This is a genomic window from Pseudoalteromonas sp. T1lg23B, from assembly GCF_002964665.1.
In the GTDB taxonomy this organism is placed as follows: domain Bacteria; phylum Pseudomonadota; class Gammaproteobacteria; order Enterobacterales; family Alteromonadaceae; genus Pseudoalteromonas.
Genome location: NZ_PQBZ01000005.1, coordinates 16,459 through 38,583 on the forward strand (window position 1 = coordinate 16,459; position 22,125 = coordinate 38,583).

General features: G+C 44.7%; 18 protein-coding genes and 1 pseudogene. 6 read left to right on the forward strand and 13 right to left on the reverse strand.

The features are described 5' to 3' along the window. Window position 1: 1 nt before the first annotated feature. From gspE to gspC, 3 genes are read right to left on the reverse strand one after another with little or no spacing between them, the layout of a single operon-like run. Window positions 2-1,513, reverse strand: a complete 1,512-nt coding sequence (gene gspE, locus C2M32_RS02460) for a type II secretion system ATPase GspE (RefSeq protein WP_199886102.1) — start codon at window positions 1,511-1,513, stop codon at window positions 2-4. 55 nt (window positions 1,514-1,568) lie between these two features. Further along, window positions 1,569-3,638 carry a type II secretion system secretin GspD gene (gspD, locus tag C2M32_RS02465; protein ID WP_105166945.1) on the reverse strand — a complete coding sequence of 690 codons (2,070 nt, stop codon included), beginning with the start codon at window positions 3,636-3,638 and terminating at the stop codon, window positions 1,569-1,571. Window positions 3,639-3,665: 27 nt separating this feature from the next. Next, entirely contained in the window at window positions 3,666-4,574 is a 909-nt protein-coding gene (gene gspC / locus C2M32_RS02470) for a type II secretion system protein GspC (protein WP_105166946.1), read from the reverse strand. A gap of 210 nt (window positions 4,575-4,784) precedes the next feature. Between gspC and hslR the strand changes: the two genes are divergently transcribed. The 5 genes from hslR to hemN all read left to right on the forward strand — a co-directional run bounded on the left by hslR (window position 4,785) and on the right by hemN (window position 11,665). Further along, the gene (gene hslR, locus C2M32_RS02475) at window positions 4,785-5,195 is read left to right on the forward strand and encodes a ribosome-associated heat shock protein Hsp15 (RefSeq protein ID WP_105166947.1); all 411 of its coding nucleotides are present in this window, start codon (window positions 4,785-4,787) and stop codon (window positions 5,193-5,195) included. Between the two features lie 10 nt (window positions 5,196-5,205). Then, a complete protein-coding gene (gene hslO / locus C2M32_RS02480) occupies window positions 5,206-6,051 on the forward strand; it encodes an Hsp33 family molecular chaperone HslO (RefSeq protein ID WP_105166948.1) in 846 nt (281 codons plus the stop codon). 252 nt (window positions 6,052-6,303) lie between these two features. Continuing rightward, window positions 6,304-7,842 carry a phosphoenolpyruvate carboxykinase gene (locus C2M32_RS02485; RefSeq protein ID WP_105166949.1) on the forward strand — a complete coding sequence of 513 codons (1,539 nt, stop codon included), beginning with the start codon at window positions 6,304-6,306 and terminating at the stop codon, window positions 7,840-7,842. A 302-nt stretch (window positions 7,843-8,144) separates the two neighbouring features. Continuing rightward, window positions 8,145-10,175, forward strand: coding sequence for a methyl-accepting chemotaxis protein (locus tag C2M32_RS02490; RefSeq protein WP_105166950.1), 2,031 nt, complete (start codon window positions 8,145-8,147; stop codon window positions 10,173-10,175). A gap of 119 nt (window positions 10,176-10,294) precedes the next feature. Further along, window positions 10,295-11,665, forward strand: a complete 1,371-nt coding sequence (gene hemN / locus C2M32_RS02495; protein WP_105166951.1) for an oxygen-independent coproporphyrinogen III oxidase — start codon at window positions 10,295-10,297, stop codon at window positions 11,663-11,665. Between the two features lie 47 nt (window positions 11,666-11,712). Here hemN and C2M32_RS02500 read toward each other — a convergent pair whose 3' ends face one another. Continuing rightward, window positions 11,713-12,165, reverse strand: a complete 453-nt coding sequence (locus C2M32_RS02500) for a tellurite resistance TerB family protein (RefSeq protein WP_105166952.1) — start codon at window positions 12,163-12,165, stop codon at window positions 11,713-11,715. Window positions 12,166-12,223: 58 nt separating this feature from the next. On the opposite strand from C2M32_RS02500, the gene C2M32_RS02505 reads away from it, so the two are divergent. Further along, window positions 12,224-12,604 (forward strand): hypothetical protein, encoded by a 381-nt coding sequence (locus tag C2M32_RS02505; protein ID WP_105166953.1) that lies wholly within the window; start codon window positions 12,224-12,226, stop codon window positions 12,602-12,604. A 57-nt stretch (window positions 12,605-12,661) separates the two neighbouring features. Here C2M32_RS02505 and C2M32_RS02510 read toward each other — a convergent pair whose 3' ends face one another. From C2M32_RS02510 to C2M32_RS02550, 9 genes and pseudogenes are all read right to left on the reverse strand, one after another. Beyond that, the gene (locus C2M32_RS02510; protein ID WP_105166954.1) at window positions 12,662-13,078 is read right to left on the reverse strand and encodes a globin family protein; all 417 of its coding nucleotides are present in this window, start codon (window positions 13,076-13,078) and stop codon (window positions 12,662-12,664) included. Window positions 13,079-13,174: 96 nt separating this feature from the next. Continuing rightward, window positions 13,175-13,771: a hypothetical protein gene (locus C2M32_RS02515; RefSeq protein ID WP_105166955.1), complete on the reverse strand. Its 597-nt coding sequence runs from the start codon at window positions 13,769-13,771 to the stop codon at window positions 13,175-13,177. A 94-nt stretch (window positions 13,772-13,865) separates the two neighbouring features. After that, entirely contained in the window at window positions 13,866-14,465 is a 600-nt protein-coding gene (gene leuD / locus C2M32_RS02520) for a 3-isopropylmalate dehydratase small subunit (protein ID WP_105166956.1), read from the reverse strand. Continuing rightward, a complete protein-coding gene (gene leuC / locus C2M32_RS02525) occupies window positions 14,465-15,865 on the reverse strand; it encodes a 3-isopropylmalate dehydratase large subunit (protein WP_105166957.1) in 1,401 nt (466 codons plus the stop codon). Before leuC ends, leuD begins: the two co-directional genes overlap by 1 nt. Window positions 15,866-15,923: 58 nt before the next feature. Further along, window positions 15,924-16,999 (reverse strand): annotated as a pseudogene (gene leuB, locus C2M32_RS02530) (3-isopropylmalate dehydrogenase). Then, window positions 16,996-18,543 (reverse strand): 2-isopropylmalate synthase, encoded by a 1,548-nt coding sequence (gene leuA, locus C2M32_RS02535; RefSeq protein ID WP_105166958.1) that lies wholly within the window; start codon window positions 18,541-18,543, stop codon window positions 16,996-16,998. Before leuA ends, leuB begins: the two are co-directional and overlap by 4 nt. Window positions 18,544-18,880: 337 nt before the next feature. Further along, entirely contained in the window at window positions 18,881-19,528 is a 648-nt protein-coding gene (locus tag C2M32_RS02540) for a PKD domain-containing protein (RefSeq protein ID WP_158678081.1), read from the reverse strand. Between the two features lie 11 nt (window positions 19,529-19,539). Continuing rightward, window positions 19,540-20,601: a hypothetical protein gene (locus tag C2M32_RS02545; protein ID WP_105166984.1), complete on the reverse strand. Its 1,062-nt coding sequence runs from the start codon at window positions 20,599-20,601 to the stop codon at window positions 19,540-19,542. 52 nt (window positions 20,602-20,653) lie between these two features. Then, window positions 20,654-22,120 (reverse strand): internalin, encoded by a 1,467-nt coding sequence (locus tag C2M32_RS02550; RefSeq protein WP_105166960.1) that lies wholly within the window; start codon window positions 22,118-22,120, stop codon window positions 20,654-20,656. Between the last annotated feature and the right edge of the window lie 5 nt (window positions 22,121-22,125).

The following is a 22,125-nucleotide window of genomic DNA, read 5'->3' on the forward strand; positions in this document are numbered from 1 at the left end:
ACTAACCTTCCTCACGTGTTACACGTAATACTTCTTCCAGCGTTGTTTGGCCTTTAAGAACTCGTGCAAGACCATCTTGGCGGATACTTGGGCTGTTCTTGCGAATATACTTTTCTACGGCTTGTTCACCCTTACCGTTGTGAATAAGCTCACGAATGGTTTCATCCACAACGAGTAGCTCATGAATGCCGGTACGGCCTTTGTATCCATTGAAGTTACACTCTTCACATCCTACGGCGCGATAAATCATGGCAGGCTCACCTTGCGGTACGCCAAGTAGTTCACACTCTCGCGCATCGGCTTGATGTGCTTCTTTACAATTTGGACAGAGCGTTCTCACTAAGCGTTGTGATAATACGCCCAACAATGAAGATGACAGTAAGAAAGGTTCAACCCCCATATCTTCCATCCGAGTAATCGCGCCCGCTGCCGTGTTGGTGTGCAGCGTAGACATAACTAAGTGACCCGTCAGTGAAGCCTGCACAGCAATTTGCCCAGTTTCTAAATCTCGGATCTCACCCACCATTACCACATCTGGATCCTGACGTAGAATGGCACGTAATCCGCGCGCAAACGTCATATCGACTTTGGTGTTTACTTGAGTTTGACCAATGCCTGGGATCTCGTATTCGATGGGATCTTCAACGGTCAGAATATTGCGATCTTTGGAGTTGATCTGACTCATGCCCGCGTACAAAGTGGTACTCTTACCTGAGCCCGTTGGACCAGTGACAAGAATAATACCGTGTGGTTTACTGATAATATCAGCAAACAACTCACGGTTACGTTCTGTCATCCCCAAATCTTCGAGGTTTAGGCGGGCATTGTTCTTATCAAGTAAACGCAGTACCACACGCTCACCAAAGCTTGACGGCATGGTTGATACACGCACATCAACCGCACGGCCCGCTATACGCAAACTAATACGACCATCTTGTGGGATACGCTTTTCGGCGATATCTAGCTTCGCCATAACCTTGATACGCGATACCAACAGTGATGCCAGTTTGCGATTAGGCTTAAGGACTTCTTTTAGCACCCCATCGACACGGAAGCGGATCACCAAAGACTGCTCGAAGGTTTCGATATGAATATCCGACGCCCCTTCTTTGATAGCTTCGCTGAGCATGGCGTTGATAAGCTTAATGATTGGCGCATCATCATCCGCTGCCAGCAAGTCTTCGGTTTGTGGTAGCTCTTCGGCCAATGAGAATAAATCAACCTCATTGCCAATATCTTCCATCATTTGTTGTGTTTCTGAGCTATCTCTTTGATATGAGGCTTCTAGCAACAGCTCAAATTTATCATCGTCTAAGTGCTCAAGAGTAAATGCTTCACCCGCTACGCGGCGTACTTCTAGCAACACTTCAACATCAAGCTCACCACGGTAGTAAACAACCAAACCGGTGGGTTGTTTACTGATCAGCATTCCTTCTCGACGTGCATAAGCAAAGGGCAGTCGCAACGGCGACTGCGCCACATGCTCAGATTGCTCCAGCACGTCAGCTGGCATCTCTTGTGTAGATAACTCACTAACAGGCACTTCCGTAATCGCCTCTACCTTGTTATCAGTCATCATTGTTACGCTCATTATTATTTTGCTTATTCAGGTACTCTTCGTACGTTGGCGGTAACACCAATTCATCATTCCACTCAGGCAATACCGGCGTTTGCTCAAATGGCATCAAATCAATACCGTCATCTTGTTGAATTTGCTGCTCGGTACGAATGAAGTTGTATTTAGAATGGCTCAGCTTGTTCATGCTGTGGCTATCACGAATAATGGTCGGACGAATAAATACCAACAAGTTACGCTTACGTTTAGTAGTCCCCGTTGACTTAAACAGGTGTCCTAAAACTGGAATATCTCCCAATAATGGCACCTTAGACACACTTTCCTGTACGTCTTCATCAATCAAACCACCTAGAATAACCATACCGCCATCATCAGCAATAACCGTGGTGTTAATGGCACGTTTGTTCACCGCAATATCTACCGCCGTCGCGCCGCTGACACTTGATACTTCTTGTTCTATGGTCAGCTGTACCGCACTGCCATCGTTAATTTGTGGTGTCACTTTTAATTTAATACCCACTTCTTGACGGTCAACCGTTTGGAATGGGTTAGAGTTGTTATCACCCGATGTTGAACCGGTGATCACTGGCACTTCTTGACCGACAATCATGGACGCTTCTTCGTTGTCCATGGTTGTCACAGAGGGCGTGGCAAGAATATTCGACTTAGTATCGCTGGAAATGGCCTGCACAATGGCACCCCAGTCATTCTTAATAATCCCCATGGCCAAACCATTTACCCCACCTAATAACTGGCCAAGTGGTCCTAGGTCACCTTCAACGGTTTCCGTGTAAGACGTCGCTTTTCCACTTTCTTGTCCAATCACGTTTTTCGTGATCTCTTTGTCTCTTGCCTGCTCCGCAGCAACCGCCAGTGAACCGATTGGTACCGTACTGCCGTTATTAAACTGCAACATGCCACCTTGCTCTGAGATCCACTGTAAGCCGAAGTTAATACCATCGCTTTCGAATACCTCTACCACTATCGCTTCAACAAGTACCTGAGCGCGGCGAATATCTAGCTTTTCAATAACTTGTGACAGTGAACGCATGGTATCTGGCTGAGCGGTGATCACCAAAGAGTTTGAATCTTGGTGTGCTTCAATACTGGTTTCATTTTTGTTCGCACGACTACGAGCATTATTAGCGCCACCCTGTGCGTCTTCTTGTAAGGTTTTACTCACACCTTGTAGTACTTTTACCAAGTCTTCTGCTTTGGCGTAGTTAAGGTAAAACACTTTGGTGTTGCCTTGATTTTCCAATTCATTATCAAGGCGTTTAATTAAATCCGTGGCACGACTACGCGCCTGAGACTCACCACTGACGATAACGCTGTTAGTACGGCTATCAGCGACCACTTTTGGGATCAAAAAGTCAGGAATGGCGCCTTTGCCACTGTCTTTGTAGATATTGTCAACAACCGTGACCACATCATCGGCTGTCGCATGGTTAAGTTTAACGATATCAACACGTTTATCACCAGCTTGGTCAACTGATTTAATGATATCTACTAGACGGTTTACCGACGCGGCATGCCCCGTCAACATCATCACGTTTGCCGAGTTTAAGTTGGTAACATGTCCACCATCTTTTTGATCACTGAACTGGCGAATAAGTGGGCCAAGTTCTTGTACGCTAACGTTTTTAACACGTACCACACGGGTGACCATGACATCCCCGTTGCCCATTTCTTCACCTTCAACCAAAGGCACGTTGCCCTTCTTACCATCTGAGCTGCGTACCACCTTCAGTACACCACTTTCCATCTCAGTAACCGAGTAACCGTATACTTCAAGGACGTTTAAAAAGAACTGGTAATATAACGACTCATCCATCAACTCATAACTACGCACGTTGATATTACCGCGCACGTTCGGGTCAATAACGATGGTTTTATTCAAGTTCTTGCCAACGATATTAATAAACTCATTAATATCGGTTCCTTTGAAGTTGGCAGCATACTCGACAGCAGACACAGAAAGCGACAATCCAGCTGCTAACATTAGAGCCGCATATCTAGCTAACCCTTTTTTGATTTTTGTGAGGTGTAGCTTATTACCCATTATTTTTAAACTCCAAATTGACTATTGTTACAGGCTAAATTGCACGCTCATGACCTGGCCATCACGCTCTATGGTAATGGTCGCATCAGTGCTGTTTCTTAGCTCATTCATGGCTGACATAGCCTGTTTCATATCCGTGAGTTGATAGCCATTGATAGCAACAGCTAAATCATTGTTTTTGAGTCCCATCTTGCTAAACAAGTCAGGATCTTTGCCCGGGCTCAAGCGATAGCCTAATAACTGGCCTGCGCTGCGGTGCGGCGTAATGCGAATATAATCGAGTAGTTTGCCTGGGTCTTGCAAAAGTTCTTCTTTCTTCTGACCTAGCTCACTGGGCACCTCTTGACGCACTAGCTGAGGGCGATTGTTTTGCGATGGACGTTCACTGGCTGAGGACTTAGGTGCCACTGGCATAGCAACACTCGTTGAGTACTCAAGCCCATCCAGCATCAAGGTTTCAAAGCGACCGCTCACATCTAAGATTACTCTATCTGGTAACACTTGAGCCAACTTGGCTCGAGTTCCTTCAATGGCTTCTTGTACTTCGTAAGTCGTTTGTCTACCTTGAGATTCAATGATCGCAAGACCCGCTCTGTCATTTAAGCTCACGGCCACAATACCTGTAAGACGCACATTCAATGCCGTCTGAGGCGCATCGGAAACAATAGCTTGAGGTTGTTCTTCAGGCTTACTACCAGCATCACCAAATAAGTTCTGTTGAATGATTGATTGGCTGTTCACAGCTGAACTGGTTGTGGCATAAACCGACGACATAGAAGGTAGTGGCTGCGTGACAGGCTGAGGCCATACCAACCAAAATAGCTGGGACATTAAATAAGCGATATAAACAACAGCTAAGTAAACCACTAAACGACTGAGTTTTGCATGGGGCAGCCCGAGCAATACTTTCTGTAACTGTTGTATTTGTAATTCCATATCCGTCTTTTCTTATTCTATTTGAGCTTTCCAGTGTACCTTTTCAGTGTAAATTCAACAAGCGCACTAATATGACAGTTTGTCTTCACTGAATGGTCAATGGGCATCCCTTTGAACACAATACATCGCGAGAGTTCCACGACCTTTTTTTGAACATTGAAATATGCTAAATTTGTCGCATTATTCCACATTCTTTATGGTTAATAAATTGTGACTAAAAAATCCTCCGAACAACCACAGCAAAATGACGCCGTCAGGCTAGACAAATGGCTATGGGCTGCACGGTTTTACAAGACTCGAGCGATCGCTCGAGAAATGGTCCAAGGAGGTAAAGTACACTATAACGGGCAACGCTGTAAACCCAGTAAGTTAGTTGAACTCGGTGCCACCATTAAGCTGGCACAGGGGTTTGATGAGAAAGAAGTCACCGTTTTGGTACTACTCGACAAACGCCAAGCAGCGCCTATTGCACAACTATCTTACCGAGAATCGGAACAAAGTGTAGAGAAACGCGAGCAAAATGCAATAGCGCGCAAGAACAACAGCTTTTTTGCACCACATCCTGTTAACAAACCGGACAAAAAGCAAAGACGCGAACTACTCAAATTGAAATCAAGCTAGGATTTAATAAATGCAACCTGATTTACTCCACCGCTATATTTTCGAAAAACTCGATGTACGCGGCGAACTGGTACAAATTGATCATACCTTTAATGAGATCATTGCCGGACATAACTATCCACAAGCAGTGCAAGCATTACTCGGTGAGTTATTAGTTGCGACCAGTTTATTGACGGCCACTTTAAAGTTTGAAGGTGACATAGCAGTACAGTTACAAGGCGACGGCCCAGTAAAGTATGCAGTTATCAATGGTGATCATCAGCAAAACATGCGTGGTGTTGCAAGACTACAAGGTGACATTACTGGCACAACGGTTCCTGATCTGATGGGTAAAGGCTACATGGTTATTACCATTACACCTACGAAAGGGGAGCGTTACCAAGGGATTGTACCACTGACATCTGACTCATTAGCAGCATGCCTAGAAGATTACTTTACGCAATCAGAGCAGCTTAAAACGCGCTTATGGTTTGCCACCAGTACCGAAGGTGAACGCGTCAAAGCCGCGGGGCTGTTTTTGCAGGTACTGCCTGTGGATAAAGAAAAGTCACAAGAGGACTTTGTACATTTAGAAGCGCTGAGCAATACCATCAAAGATGAAGAGCTGTTGGACTTAGACGCACAAACCGTGCTGACACGTTTGTATCACGAAGACAACCCACAGCTGTTCGAGCCACAGGAAATTAACTTCGTGTGTGGTTGTAGCAGAGAAAAAACCATTAATGCGTTAGTTAATGTGGGGAAAGAAGCACTATTTGCTGATATTGAGAAGCAAGGCGAGATCAATATCAGCTGTCATTATTGTTTGAAAAACTACGTTTTCAACAAAGAAGACATTAAGGCAATTTTTAACTAAATTTACCTTAGCGATTGTTTCCAATATCAAGCCGTCAAAATGACGGCTTTTTTGTTGTCAAAAAATGACACCGGTATCACAAAATTAGTAATTTTCATGACACCGGTATCATTGAAATTATTTAAGTTTTTTGACGTTTTTATGCCTTTTTAGAGCCTCCAAAAGCTCGAATATCTCAAAACCATCTGGTACTATAAATTCAGCTTAAGAACTCAGAGCTATCCCGTTCAATTCTCACATTTAGGTAATAACATGACTTCAAGCGCTACTCGTTTTGTCGATTTAACTGCAGCCGAACTTGTCGAACACGCCATTAGCCGTGGTGAAGGCACTTTAGCCGCAAATGGGGCTTTCGTAGCTAACACTGGCCGTCGTACTGGCCGTTCACCTAGTGATCGTTTTATCGTAAAAGAGCCAAGCACTGAAAAAGACATCCAATGGGGTAACGTTAACCGCCCATTCGATGCTGAAAAATTTAATGCACTATGGGCTCGTGTTGAAGCACACGTACAAAGCAAAGACCACTTCGTCTCTCACCTTGAAGTGGGTGCAGATCCAGAACACTACTTACCAGTCGTAGTTACTACTGAAACTGCATGGCACCATATTTTTGCTAAAAACATGTTTATTAATCCTGAGCGTTACAATGCCTCTGATTTACCGCAATGGCAGGTAATGAATGTGCCTTCATTTGTTTGTGACCCAGAGCGCGATGGCACAAACAGCGATGGTACCGTGATCATTAACTTTGCAGAGCGCAAAGTACTACTAGCTGGCATGCACTACGCTGGCGAAATGAAAAAATCAATGTTCTCAGTACAGAACTTCCTGCTACCAGCTAAAGGTGTATTACCAATGCACTGTAGTGCAAACGTCGGTGAAGCAGGCGATACAGCATTATTCTTCGGATTATCTGGGACAGGTAAAACAACCCTATCAGCTGACCCTACTCGCTTCCTAATTGGTGACGACGAGCACGGCTGGGCGCCTGGCAGTGTATTCAACATTGAAGGTGGTTGTTACGCAAAATGTATCGACCTATCGCAAAAGAATGAGCCTGTGATCTGGAACGCGATTAAGTTCGGTACCATCCTAGAAAACGTGGTACTCGATGAAAACCGTGTACCTGATTTTAAAGATACTAGCCTAACGCAAAACACTCGTGCAGCTTACCCACTAGAGCACGTAGAAAAGCGTAAAGTAGAAAACCGTGCTGGTGAACCAAAGGCAGTGGTATTCTTAACTTGTGACGTAAGTGGTGTGCTACCTCCGGTATCTATTCTTTCTGAAGAAGCTGCGGCTTACCACTTCCTAAGTGGCTACACAGCGAAAGTTGGTTCAACTGAAATCGGTTCAACTGCAGATATCGAATCTACCTTCTCAACTTGTTTTGGCGCACCGTTCTTCCCACGTCCAGCGGGCGTTTACGCAGAGCTTCTAATGAAGCGTGTGCGTGAGTTTGGCGCGAAAGTTTACCTAGTAAATACAGGTTGGACAGGCGGTCCTTACGGTATCGGTAAGCGTTTTGATATTCCAACTACACGTGCGGTTGTCGATGCGATTGTGTCTGGCAAACTAGCGGATGTTGAAACCACTCATATTGAATCACTCAACCTAGATGTACCAGTTGCGGTACCAGGTGTAGACAGCGCCTTACTTAACCCAGTTAATACTTGGGAAGACAAAGGTAAATATGCTGAGTATGCGGCTAAACTGGCTGCGGACTTTAAAGAAAACTTCGCTAAATACGATGTTTCTGACGCCATCAAGCAGGCGGGTCCTCGTGGCTGATTAAGCCTGACTCGGTAAGCCTATTAGGTGAACCATTCGGTAAACCATTCGGTAAACCAGTTCCTTTATCAAAAGCGCCCCTCGTTGGGCGTTTTTTTGTTTTAGCCTGCCTGTTAATTCAGATAACCTAATCTCCTTTCACTGAATGCAAGCGCTAACTTAAGACCTTGTAGAGCACCCAGTGTGAAATAATGCTGACAATCAGCCATACTGAAATGATATCGCTCAGCGCAAATGGTAGCAAAGCAGTAACAGATATGGTTTGATTAAGGTTTGCGCATTACCAAGAAAAAGAACATACCATGCTTGAAAATTTATCTCTGAGGAAAAAAATCCTCCTACTCATAGGCGGCACGATTTCAGTGCTGTTGATTATTGCATCGAGCTATTTTGTGAATCACATTGCGACTTTGTCGCGACAAGGTGTGGAGCGCGAGGCTCAAAGCTATCTATATGGTGAAAAGCTCTCGATGGAGTCATTTTTTGCCCAGTACGGTAAGCTGGTTAAGTCATTTATTACCAGCCCGCATATGATCGCGTTTTTTGAACAATACGACACGCGAGAAAGCGATCTTTCCACGCTACAAGGTTATGAAAATATCAACAAGGATTTCATTCGTATCAGTAGTGGTGATGAGAACGTTTTATCTGCTTTCTTTGGTTCAGCAAAAACAGGCGAATATTTCAAAGAAAATGAACGCACTTCCAAATTCGCCGATGGTAACCCTTATTACGCCTACAAGCGAGGTTGGTGGCAAGACGCTTTAAATAACAATGATTTGTATGTTGGCACACCCACTGTTGATATCAATACCGGTGCGGTATCTGCAGTTGTACAACAACCCGTGCGCAACAGCCGCGGTGAATTGGTTGGGATTGGCGGGGTTGATCTACAAATTAATCGCATCAGTGCTTTGGTTGAAGACATTCGCTTTCATGATCAAGGTTATGGCTTCTTACTCGACAATAACTTTAAAGTTGTTCACTTATCAAAACAAACGGGTCATGACCTCTCCATTACCGATGAAGGCCCCAATGGTAAAGAAGGTTTAGAGGCACTGGAACAACGCTTTGCTGATACCCACGGGTTTAGCCAGCTTAATCAACAAATGCAAAGTAACAAATCTGGCACCTCTGTTGTTACATTAAAAGGTAAAGAATACTACGTCGTGTTCAACACGGTGGAGCTGGAAACGCCAATTTTAGATTGGCGCCTCGGTATTCTCATTCCGGTGAGTTTGATTGAAGAACCGGTAGAGCAGGCTGTTATGACCACCATCACCTCAGTGGTTGTCATTCTCGCAATTGTGGTTGCCATGATCTGGTGGGCAACACATATGATAGCCAAACCAATTACGACGTTGACCATGACCATGCGTGATATTGCCTCGGGTGATGGCGACTTAACACAGCGCATCGATATAAAAAGTAAAGACGAAGTGGGCCAGCTTGCCCATCATATGAATACTTTTATTGATAAACTGCGCGCCATGATGCTTGATACCGCAGCCCAAGCTTCACAACTGGGTAATGCAGCGGCGCAACTGAGTGATGTCTCATCCAATACCAACTCTGAAATTCAACAAGAAAAGGAGCAGGTAGATAGCGTGAGTGCTGCTGTGACTGAAATGGCTGCCACTGTAACGGAAATTTCCCGTAACGCACAGGAGACCAACCAAGCAGCGGAAACCGTACAACGTATGACACAAGACGGTGCCACCCGTTCAAACCAAGCACAACAAGTCATGACGGAACTCTCCGCCCACATTGGTGAAGCTGCGAAAGTGGTTTCAGGTTTAGAGCAGGAAACCAGTAATATTGGCGCAGTCATTGACGTGATCAATGGCATTGCTGAACAAACTAACCTGCTAGCACTGAATGCAGCAATTGAAGCAGCACGTGCAGGTGAGCAAGGACGTGGCTTTGCAGTGGTTGCAGACGAAGTACGCTCATTAGCAAGTCGCACCCAAGAATCCACCGATGACATTCGTAACATGATTTCGCGCTTACAGCAGATAGCTCAGCAAGCTTCCAGCATGATGCAAAAAGGTCAAGAGCAGGCACAAAGCACCGTGGAACAAACTCAAGGCGTACTTGACTCATTGCGGGAAATCGCCGATTCAGTGGTCACAGTACAAGATCAAAGCCACCAAATCGCCACATCAACCGAGGAGCAAACGGTGGTGGCCGAAGATATCAACAACAGTCTTAATACCATTAATGATTTGGTCAACAGCACAGCTCATCACGCACAAACGCTGGCAAGCGAAGCCAAGGATTTGAATGACCTCGCTAAAGCGCTTAATAGCACTGTTAATCAATTTAAGCTATAACTCCCCTGTGATGTGCTCCAAAGAGCACATCACATCCTTGCGACAGATCAATACTCAGCTTCACGCCTAGCCCTATACTAACACTCCCAAATTTATGCGTGAAAAAGTGAGTGCTTAACGTGATCAATCTACCAACATGGGATGAATCCCTGATCAAAAAGTATAATGTGTCTGGTCCTCGATATACTTCTTATCCAACCGCGCTGTCTCTACAGTCAGGCTATGATGTAACGGCACTGCGCACGGCAATTCAATCCTCAAGTAGTCACTCACTGTCACTGTATGTCCATATTCCGTTTTGTCATCAGCTTTGCTACTACTGTGGTTGCAATAAAATAGTGACGCGCCATCAGCACAAAGCTGATACGTATTTAGATAATCTAGAGTTAGAGATAAAAGCGCAAGCACCACTGTTTGCACATTACCAAGTTGAACAGTTGCACTTAGGTGGTGGTACCCCCACATTTTTGAGTCCAGCCCAAATGAGCCGCCTGCTTAGCATGTTGGAACAACATTTCACATTTACCCCACAGGCGCAGCGTAGCATTGAAATAGACCCTCGCTCATTGGCTGACAACATGCTTGAACACTTAAAGACTCTTGGCTTTAATCGCGTTTCATTTGGTGTTCAAGATTTTAATGATCAGGTACAAGCGGCGGTCAATCGCCCACAGCATATGGAAGATGTGATTGCGTTACTGACACAAGCTCGTGAACTGGGATTTAAATCCATAAACGCTGATATGATTTACGGACTCCCTCATCAGACTCCTGAAAGTTTTGCTCAAAGCATCGCCAAACTCATCGCGTTGAGTCCTGACCGAGTCTCTGTGTTCAATTATGCGCACCTGCCCGATAAATTTGCAGCTCAGCGCAAATTAAAAGAAGCGGATATGCCAACTCCAGAGCAAAAGTTGACCATGTTTAAAAATACCCTCGCGCAAATGACCGAGGCAGGCTATCAGTTTATTGGCATGGATCACTTTGCTAAAAAACAGGATGAATTAGCTATTGCACAGCAACACGGCCAGCTTCACCGCAATTTTCAGGGCTACACCACCCATGGGGAATGTGACTTACTGGGTCTAGGTGTCTCGTCAATTTCACAAATAGGCAATGCCATTTTGCAAAACGAAAAAGACCTCAAAGCCTATTATGACGCCGTAAATCAACACGGCTTTGCGGTCCATAAAGGCATGAAACTAGACGACGAAGATAAACTTAGAGCCGCCGTGATAAAGCAGCTTATCTGCCACTTTGAACTGAATATTTCGCAATTTGAGGCAACACACAACCTAGACTTTAATACACACTTTGCAGACGCTTTATGCGCCCTCGCACCGCTGGCTGAAGATGGGTTGGTAGAGATAACTGCAGAGAAAATTACAGTCACCAGCAAAGGTAACCTTTTCATCCGGATCATCTGTATGTGCTTTGATGCTTATTTGCAACAACAGTTGAAAACGTCACGCTTTTCGCGGGTCATATGATGGACCCGCTCGCCCAATTAAAATGCTTCAAGTATTGATAACGTTGACTATTCTTGTATGGCTTCTTGTGCCGCTATTTTTGCGGCTATGAAGTCAACGTGAGCAACATATAACAGCCCTGATATTTTGCGTATGATATGGTCCTCATGGGTGTCTAAATGACCATCGGCAAACGCCACATGCCAGAGCAATTCTATGATTTCAATACGCTCAATATCTGAGGTGTGTCGATTTATTTGCTTAACAAACGCATACAAATCTATCGCGTGATCAACATGCTGCTGTGCTTGATTTAGTAAGCACTCTGCCTGCTGAGCATCCAACTGACATCGACTCGTGAGTATGTTGCGGATTTTACTCAGTTCACTTGCCAACGTTTTACCGTCAGCACGCATAACTTCAACCAATAGTGCTGCAAGTGCAGTATTAAATTCTAGCTCTAACGGCTTTGGAGCCTGTGCAGTGGCGCTTTGTAATAACTTCTTCAGGTGATTTAACAACGAGATAACCCTCTCTATGTTAGACTTAATATGATTAAAACTTAAGGATCAAGCACGCATGCACTCAGATAGATTAAATAGCAATACGAACCATTACTTTACTCGGGCATGGGTTATATCAAGTATTCTGCTACTCAGTGCTTGCCAGCATACCAAAACCGAACAAGGTAAACCCGAAAAGCATTATGACTTTGATCATCAAGTTCACTATGAGCAAACCCAGTATAATAATGCGCACTATTTATTGCAGATAAAATCGGATAGCTATCAGCATTTTTTGCAACAAAGTGTGTTTCTACTGCGCCATAGCAAGCGCTTGTGCCAAGGAAGTACCGCACAGCTCACCTTGCAGCAAGGTGTACAAGGCTTTGAAAAATTACCGACCTCGCCAAGACCATATCAGCCAGATCTTGTTGTTGAGGTGCGCTGCGTCAAATAGCTCGCAATACGGCTGGTCATCGACAATAAGTACACTGCCAGCCGTTTCACACTATTATTACTCTTTAAAGGAGTGGGCTTTCATGACATCGGCTACAACATGTATGGTGTCTACCCAAGCCTGACGTAGCTCACTATCCCAATCATCACCTAAACCGACTTTCAGTGTATGTAATAAGGCATTGCCCACAGGTGTAAAGTCTTTTGCTTCTACCCCATAACCAACATGGCGTTCGGCTAGGCCCTGCAATACAGGAATCAACTTTTCCAAGTCATCCAACCCCGCTACAGCAAGTTTCAACGTTGCCATAAGCTTTTGTCCTTGAGACTTGATGCTATGTTTGAACAGAGGTTTTAACGCCGGATCGTATTCGAATAAAGTCGTATAGAAAATGTCAGCGGCTTGCTCAGAGATGGGCTCTACTTTAGCGAAGCTACTTTGTACCAATTGTTTTTGTCTTTCTGTTATTGCCATGGCGCTTCCTTATACATGTGACGTCGAACCAGACCGACGTTTTAGTGACCACATAAAAATAGCCATTAAAATTCAGAAGCGCGAATTTAATTCCGATTATTCGTCTTTATAGCCCCAAGGTGCCGCGGGTGGTTTAATCGGTTGGGTCAAGTCAAAGTCAACTCGAAACTCTCTGCCTTCACGGACCATACGATAGCTAAAGCTGTCTTCATAAATAAACATTTGCCATGTGTTGCCAGCAGATTGCGGGATACCTTGGCGAACGAATAACTCTTTGGAATACTGATCTGCGGGAAAAGACTGTACATTATTATATCCAGCATCAACAGTATGCCCTCCATACATGGTCGATGCGTCATCGCTACCATCTTGATGGCGGTGATCATGCTTTAAACTCAGGCCGCTTCCTGTTTTGCTGATTATCCAAGTTCGTGAAGCGTCATCACCCACGTGAAAAGGTACTTGTAATTGTTGCTCAGTACAATGACGAACATGCATGATCAGCTTTTTGTTCGCAAAGCTGCTGGGACCGGAGACATTATCCACCGACACCTCACCTTCAAATGCCTTACCGCAATGTTGGGCAATCTGATTGAAAAATGCGTCATGGGTTGCAATCGAAACTAAAGGGGCGGGGCGAGCAAAAACAGTCATACTGGTCAAAGCCAGCGTACTCAGAGCAATATATTTCATTATCTAACATGCCTAAAATAAAAAACCAAAGAGTAGCTAGCTCTTTGGTCTGTTGCAATCAAATACGTTTAAACTCGACAATACTCTCGTGTCGTTACTGCCATGGACGCTGTGCTTTGAGTTGCTGTTCGAAGGCGTCTATCTGCCCATTTAACTGCTCCGTTTCGCCGATAAAATCTAGACCACTCAGTAGCCGAGCTTTTATATCTGAGCGGACTTCAAAGTCAATATCATCAAAATACTGACTACGTAACTGCTGCTGCGCCAAATCCACTTCCACTTGAATATCTTCATGGCTTTGAGTCAAAGCAAACAGCTTATCCAAAGTACTGGCTGGCAGCGCGATGCAAAGCATCTGGTTGTTGCCACAGTTATTAAAGAAAATATCAGCAAAGCTTTGTGCCAATATAACGGTAAAACCATATTGTTTAAGCGCCCATGGTGCATGCTCTCGTGAAGAACCACAGCCAAAATTATCACGCGTAAGCAACACCGAAGCACCTTTATAGCATGCTCGATTCAATACAAAATCTGGATTTTCCTTACCACTATCTAGATAGCGCCAATCATAAAATAACGCTTTATCAAAACCGTCACGACTGGTCGAGGTTAAAAATTGCTTGGGTATGATCTGATCCGTATCCACATTGTTCTTGTCTAGTGGTGCCAATAGCCCCTGATGATAACAACTCATTAAACTTGCCCTCGAATATCGGTAAAATAACCCGCGATAGCAGCGGCGGCTGCCATGGCTGGACTAACCAGATGCGTTCGACCGCCACGCCCTTGACGCCCTTCGAAATTTCTATTCGATGTGGACGCACAACGTTTGCCCGCCTCTAAACGGTCATCATTCATTGCCAAACACATTGAACAGCCTGGTTCGCGCCATTCAAAGCCCGCGGCCTTAAAAATATCCGCCAATCCCTCTTGTTCAGCTTGTTGTTTCACCAAGCCAGACCCCGGTACAATCAGCGCTTCAACACCTTCAGCAACATGTTTACCTTTTACAATCTCGGCTGCTGCACGTAAATCTTCTATTCGACTGTTGGTACAAGAGCCGATAAACACAGTGTCGACTTTTGCATCCGATAGCTTTTGCCCAGCTTCGAGTCCCATATATTTTAACGCATTGCGAATAGCATCCGCTTTTATCAAATCAGATTCCACGTCTGGGTCTGGCACCAATTCATCAATGCCAATCACCTGCTCAGGGCTGGTTCCCCATGTCACTTGAGGTTGAATATCCGCAGCATTCATTTCGACCACTAAATCAAACGGCGCACCGTCGTCTGAGTGTAGCGTTTTCCAATACTCTACGGCCGCGATAAAGTCTTCTCCTTGCGGAGCAAAAGGACGCCCTTTCAAATATTGGAACGTAGTTTCGTCCGGTGCGATTAAACCCGCCTTGGCACCCATTTCTATGCTCATATTGCATAGCGTCATACGCGCTTCCATCGACAAGGCTTCTATCGCACTGCCACAAAACTCTGCAACATACCCCGTGCCACCAGCCGTACCCAATTTACCAATCACCGCCATGATAAGGTCTTTGGCGGTAACGGTGGGACGAAGTAAGCCGTTGATTTGAATTTTTAGAGACTTGGCTTTTTTCTGTTGCAGTGTTTGAGTCGCCAACACATGCTCAACTTCAGACGTGCCAATACCATGTGCCAATGCGCCAAAAGCACCATGGGTTGAAGTATGACTATCGCCGCAAACAATCGTTGTGCCAGGCAAAGTTATACCCTGCTCAGGCCCCATTACATGAACTATCCCCTGATTGATCGAGTTTAGGTCATACAAAACGATACCAAACTCTTCACAATTTTTTGCCAACGCCATCAGCTGATTCTTAGACACATCACTGGCGGCGTCTAGCGAACGACTTTTAGTCGATACGTTGTGATCCATCGTTGCAAAGGTTTTTTCCGGGCAACGTACCACGCGGTTTTTCTCTCGCAACCCAGCAAAAGCCTGAGGTGAGGTCACCTCATGTACTAAGTGCCTGTCGATATAAAGTAAATCTGTTTGTTCATTAATTTGTGCAACCACATGTGATTGCCAAATTTTGTCGTATAAGGTTTGTGCCACTTGCTACATCCTCAACTTCGCTGACCGCCTGACGAAAGGCTGTCAGCTCAAATTAACATTAAATTCTTGCAACGATTGCCTGAGCCACATCTTGTGTGGTGTAGCCAGCGCTTGGGAAAATATCTGGTGTACCGATGCCAGACGCCACCGCCTCTGCGACCGCTTTTTCAATACTACGTGCTGCTTCATCCTGACCAAGCGAATATCGTAGCATCAACGCCGCGCTAAGAATTTGAGCGATAGGATTAGCAATGCCCTTGCCTGCAATATCTGGAGCCGAACCACCAGCGGGTTCATACAGGCCAAAACCTGACTGGTTCAAACTCGCAGAAGGCAATAGCCCCATAGAGCCTGTGATCATGGCGCATTCATCAGATAAAATGTCACCAAATAAATTGTCACATAACAACACATCAAATTGCTGCGGCTGCTTAACAACTGCATCGCAGCATTATCAACATAAATGTAGTCGAGCTTTACTTCGGGGTAGTCTTTGCTAACTTCGGTGACCACTTCGCGCCACAAGACGCTAGAGGCCAACACATTCGCCTTGTCTACCGATGTCACATGATTACTACGTAACTTCGCCGCTTCAAAAGCAAAACGTGCAATACGCTCTATTTCAGCGCGTGAATAACGCTGCGTGTCATAAGCCGACTCTTCCAATCCCACACCCTCTCGGCCTTTTTCACCGAAATAGATACCTCCTGTCAGCTCACGGACACATAAAATATCGAAGCCTCGCTCGCTAATGTCTGCACGTAATGGCGACGCTTTGCTTAAAGCAGGAAGCAACTGTGCTGGGCGTAGATTACAAAACAGCCCAAAATGCTTTCTAAGAGGTAAAAGTGACGCTCTTTCTGGCTGTTGATCCGGTGGTAAGCGCTCCCATTTTGGACCGCCTACCGAGCCAAATAAAATCGCATCAGCAGCTTCGCATGCAGCTAATGTAGAAGGGGGCAATGCCTGACCAAACTCATCAATAGCAGCGCCACCAATGGCATGATGTTCACGCGACAGCGTGAAATTAAACTTGTCACTTACCGCATCGAGTACACTCAGCGCCGCCGACATTACTTCAGGGCCTATGCCATCTCCTGCGAGTACGGCAACTTGGTAACTTGCTTGGCTCATCCTGCTTTCCTTTGTTGTTTTAAACTTGAGACTTTTTGTGCTCTATCAATTAGATTGTAAACGCGGATCATCGCCCGCACAGATGCTTCAACAATATCTGCGGCAAGACCCGCACCGTGGTATTGTCGACCGTTATATTTGGCAATAATGTCAACTTGGCCAAGTGAACTTGCCCCCTGACCCGTTGCATCTAAGTTATATTCAATCACTTCCACGGCCATGCCGGTGATACGCTCAATCGCCAAAAAGGACGCTTCAACAGGACCGTTACCAGTTGCAGCTTCTTGTTTTGATTGCTCACCAACCGTCATGCCAATTGTCGAGCTGGCCACAGACTGTGAATTAGAAGTGGAATTGACGAACTCCAACTTATAGTGGTCTTCTTCATCATTGATCTGATTGAAGTAGATCATGGCTTCTAAGTCATAGTCATACACAGTTCCTTTTTGATCTGCCAACGCCAAAAAGCTTTCATACAGGCTATCCATATCATAATCCGATTTTTGGTAGCCCAACTCAGTTAAACGGTGCTCTATCACATGGCGCCCCGAACGCGAGGTCATATTTAATTGATTGTTCGGCACCCCTACGCTTTCAGGTGACATGATTTCATAGGTATTTTGCGCTTTTAAAACACCGTCTTGGTGGATACCAGAACTATGTGCAAAAGCATTTTCACCGACAATCGCTTTGTTCGGCTGGACGGCCATATTGCAAATCTTTGCAACCTGACGAGAGGCGCGATAGATTTCTTCACTGTGTATGTCTGTATGTACTTTTAAATGGTCTTGACGCATTTTCATGATCATCGCCACTTCTTCTAGTGAACAGTTACCTGCCCGCTCACCGATACCATTGACGGTACATTCTATTTGTCTCGCCCCCGCCTGCACCGCAGCAATAGAGTTGGCTACAGCCAAACCCAAGTCATTGTGGCAATGTACGCTTAAGCGCGCCTTATCGATATTAGGCACGTTATTCATCAAGTGATGGATCATCGCAGCGTATTCATCGGGCGTTACATACCCCACCGTGTCAGGTAAATTGATAGTCGATGCACCTGCATTGATTGCAGACTCCACGATACGACACAAATCACTATGCGGTGTACGACCCGCATCTTCACAAGAAAACTCAACATCATCAGTGTATTGTCGCGCCAACTTGATAGATTTCACCGCCATGGCAGTGGCATCATCCAAGCTCATTCTCAATTTATGTTCAAGATGCAGTGGACTAGTGGCAATAAAAGTATGAATTCTGCCTCGCTCTGCAGGTTTAAGTGCTTCACCGCAAGCTTCAATATCCTTGCTCACTGCACGTGCTAAGCCACAAATGATTGGGTTACGTACTTCTGTGGCGATGCGCTGTACCGCTCTGAAATCAGCAGGACTTGAGACTGGAAAGCCAACCTCCATTACGTCAACATTTAAACGGCTTATGGCATGTGCTAACTGCAACTTATCATCTTCGGTTAGGCTTGCTTTTAATGCTTGCTCGCCATCACGCAACGTAGTATCAAAAATCCAGACTTTATCCTGCATTACTTATTCCTCATCCCCAAAAATAAAAAAACCCCGCTATGTGCGGGGTTCAAAGTAGTTGCTCAATTTACGCGCACTACACCCCACTCTCACAGTTAATCAGTAAGAGGTTAAGCAGTAGTGACAAAAGCGTGATGTTATTCATTGAGCATAATCGTCCTGTTGATGGATTGGCTATGTTTTAACATGGTAAACAAACCAAGATCAAGCATAAAAATTTCACAAAACCATCTAAATAGAGATACGAAAAGAAAATGCAAGTCATAAAAACACAAAAACAAAGATAATCAATCCAACATTACATGTCAGACGCAGAAATTAACTAGTGCTTTTGGTATTACTGAGTAAATTTGTTAAATGAAGTTTTTCTCAAAATCCCACTAAACAACCACAGGAGCAGGATAAAGGAAAGCGACCCGCCACTGCTGCCCGTATCGTCGGCAGGTTTATCTGGGTCTGGAGTATTATCACTGTCGTCTTGTGCTGTAACAGTAACTTGCATACTTTGCTCTGAAATAAGCGTTTGCTCAAACTTGGCTTGCAAAGTGATTTGGTATGAGCCAGTTTGCTCTGGCGTAAAAACGAACTGGCTACCTTGATGGCTTTCACCATTGGATGAGAGCCAGAAATACTGTAGATCCAGTTCTGTTTTAGCCTTTAGGTCAACGAGATAAGTCAAATCTTGTTGAGTCTCTCCAGTGTTTGGTCCAAGGATGTTCAGCGAAGTAACATTCGGAGAGATCAGGTCAACGAGTTTGTTTTGTTCAGCAACTTGCTTACCATTTTTGTAGGTCAGCTTCCGTACCTGGTAAATTCCTGGCTTTTGATATTGATGTAATGGCTGTGCCTCATGAGAATAGCTTCCATCGCCAAAGTCCCAAAAATATTGTTCTGAGGAGTTTCCCTGTGGATTCCCCTCGGCACTGACATGCCATGACAACAACATAAATAACGGAACTACTATCATCCTTAATTGCTTTAACACTTCATTACTCCTTATCGACATTGAGGCTGGTTAGGATCCGCAAAACAGCTCAAACGTAACGCTTCCATTTCCTCTAAATTAACCTTCGCCGCATCTAATTGTGCTTGTGCATTCGGCTGCTCATCCTCGGTTGCCACGGCTAAAAATGCTTCTGCTCGCTGAACATCTCGTACAGCTTTTCCATAGCGCTCATCAACACTGCGCCATACATCCGCATAGTCTTCGCTATTTTGCACACTTTGTAGCGATGACAGTTCATAATGACCCGAGTCTTGATATGATTCTACCATGATGCTGCGGGTTATTTTTGGTAAATTATTCAGCTCCGTACTCAACGGTCCACCGAAGGTATAATCCGCCAACTTTTGTAATGTATCCAAACATGGCGTGATATTGTTCCCTCGACAATGCTTCGGGTTATTGGCCATTATTTGCTGTAATCCAGCGGGTAATGCGCCGTTAGAGTTAGCATCTATCGACAATACCGCGTTAGCAGCAAACTTTTCGATTTCTTTTATCTTGGTCTTGGTTTTTTTGAAAAACAACACGCGAATTTTAATCTTGGTCACAAACTTTTTGTAATCTTCCTCTGTACGAAAATGTAATCGCGCATTGAGAAATAAGTCTCGACCGTACCTAACCTGATAAACAAAATCGTCCCCACATGATAAATCTTCGTATCCAGCAACCACTTGCCGGTTTTCCAGCGCGCTGTACCCTTGCTCCAACTTCAAATGCAGTTGTGATGTTAAGCTCAAGGTATCGGTTGCATTACGATGCGTCATGGATGTCGATACACTCCCTGCAATAATGAATAGATTGACTCCACCATGCAGTTCTCCGAATGTACGTCTGCGAATTTGCGTTTCATTTTGACGCTGTAAATAATCTAACTGCCCCGAACTTACCGGTGTATGAACAACCGTTCCAGTTAAACATTTATCGCCAACTTTATGAGTTTGCACAGCAAATGATTTTCCCAAGTCCTGCTCTGAAAACAATTCGCTGTAGTATCGCTGCGCCGATGCACCAACACTGAAACAGACTAACGCCCCATACAGTATCGCTCTCATATTCACTCCTTGAATGAGCCAAAACGTATATACGTTTTGGCTCACGATGGTATTAACCTGCGTTAAACGCACTGCCATAGGTACTCAAAGCAGCTTCACATAAACGCCAGTTTAAAACGCCTCTGGCTGGTGCAGTTGCATCAATAAATGTGGGTGCCCATCTCATGTTACGATACTTCACACTTTCATCCTCAATCACTGCGCCTGAACGTACCGCTTCTTGGCGAGCAATTTCACACTGTTTCCAGTCTAGGCGATCTGATTGTGGTAACTGTAACTGGGTTGCGTCGTAATTTGCAGGACACGTTTTTCCACGGCGAGTACAGTCATCTTTCATTTTCTGAAGTTCATCTTCACATGATGTACCAAATGGATTGTCTCTACAGAACTTGGCAGCGTTATAAAGGAACCAAGCATTGTCATAGGCAAGATCTTTGATTTGTTCCACTGAAGTGCGCTGCTCTTCTGGTAAGTACGCGTAATAACTCGTTAGTAAGTTAGTCGCGCGCTGTTCATCAAGTACCGCCTGTTTGAATTCATCTTCAAGTTCAGTGATCAACCATTTCGTTGCGTTACGAATCGTTAGATACTCAGGTACTAGTGGACGTAATGCCAACGAAGCGCTGTCATAACGTGTGGTATAATAACGCACAACATTGTAGTCACTTAACGTATTCAGCTGGCTTCTAAAGCCATCTTTGGCGTATTTAACAGCTTCGTAAAACATGTCGAAACATGGCGTAGGATTATCTAAAGAACAAGTAATAATGTTGTTTGGAATAATCGTTAATAGCTGCTTAGGATCACCGCCATGCTGAATCGCACGCACAGTAATTTTTACCGATGACTTAGTATCATCTTGTAAATACTTCAGCTGACCACCGACATTAAACACCCCGCCGTATAGGTCGACATCCAAGTAACCACCGATCTCAGATTTATCACGGTTGCTACCGTAATCAATCTTTAGGTTTACCATGATGTTAGCGCCATATTCAATCGCCGATACAAACTCATCGCCCGCTAACTGCTGTAATTTAGCCTGATGATTAGTGGCAATATCACTACCCGCTTGTGACAGGGTATAACCTACATTGCTATCTTGTGGTAAAAAGAGTCGCTTCTTCGGAGTGCTACTTGCACTGAAAGTATATGAACTTGAATAAGTGCTAGAGGCCATTTCCTTCGCCAAGCTCGCGCCAGCTGAAACGCGCACAACTGGGAAGTTTACATCAATATCAACACTACCATTTAACGTACTTAGTAGGTCGTCATAGCTCATATCAATACCAGTTTTAAATTTCAGTTCCGTGTTACCAAACGTCTCATCAATGCGTCCGGCTACAGGCTGTACATTTAAAAATCGTTTTAACTGGCTGTCATATGCAGTACCAATCGCAACATGATCATTGATTAAACCAGAGATTGTTGAGCCGGTAGTTGCTGTTTTAATATCATTCGCTACTGCCGCTGAGCTGCTAAGTCCAAGCAGTAACATGTATGAGTAAATAGGTTTCATTGCTT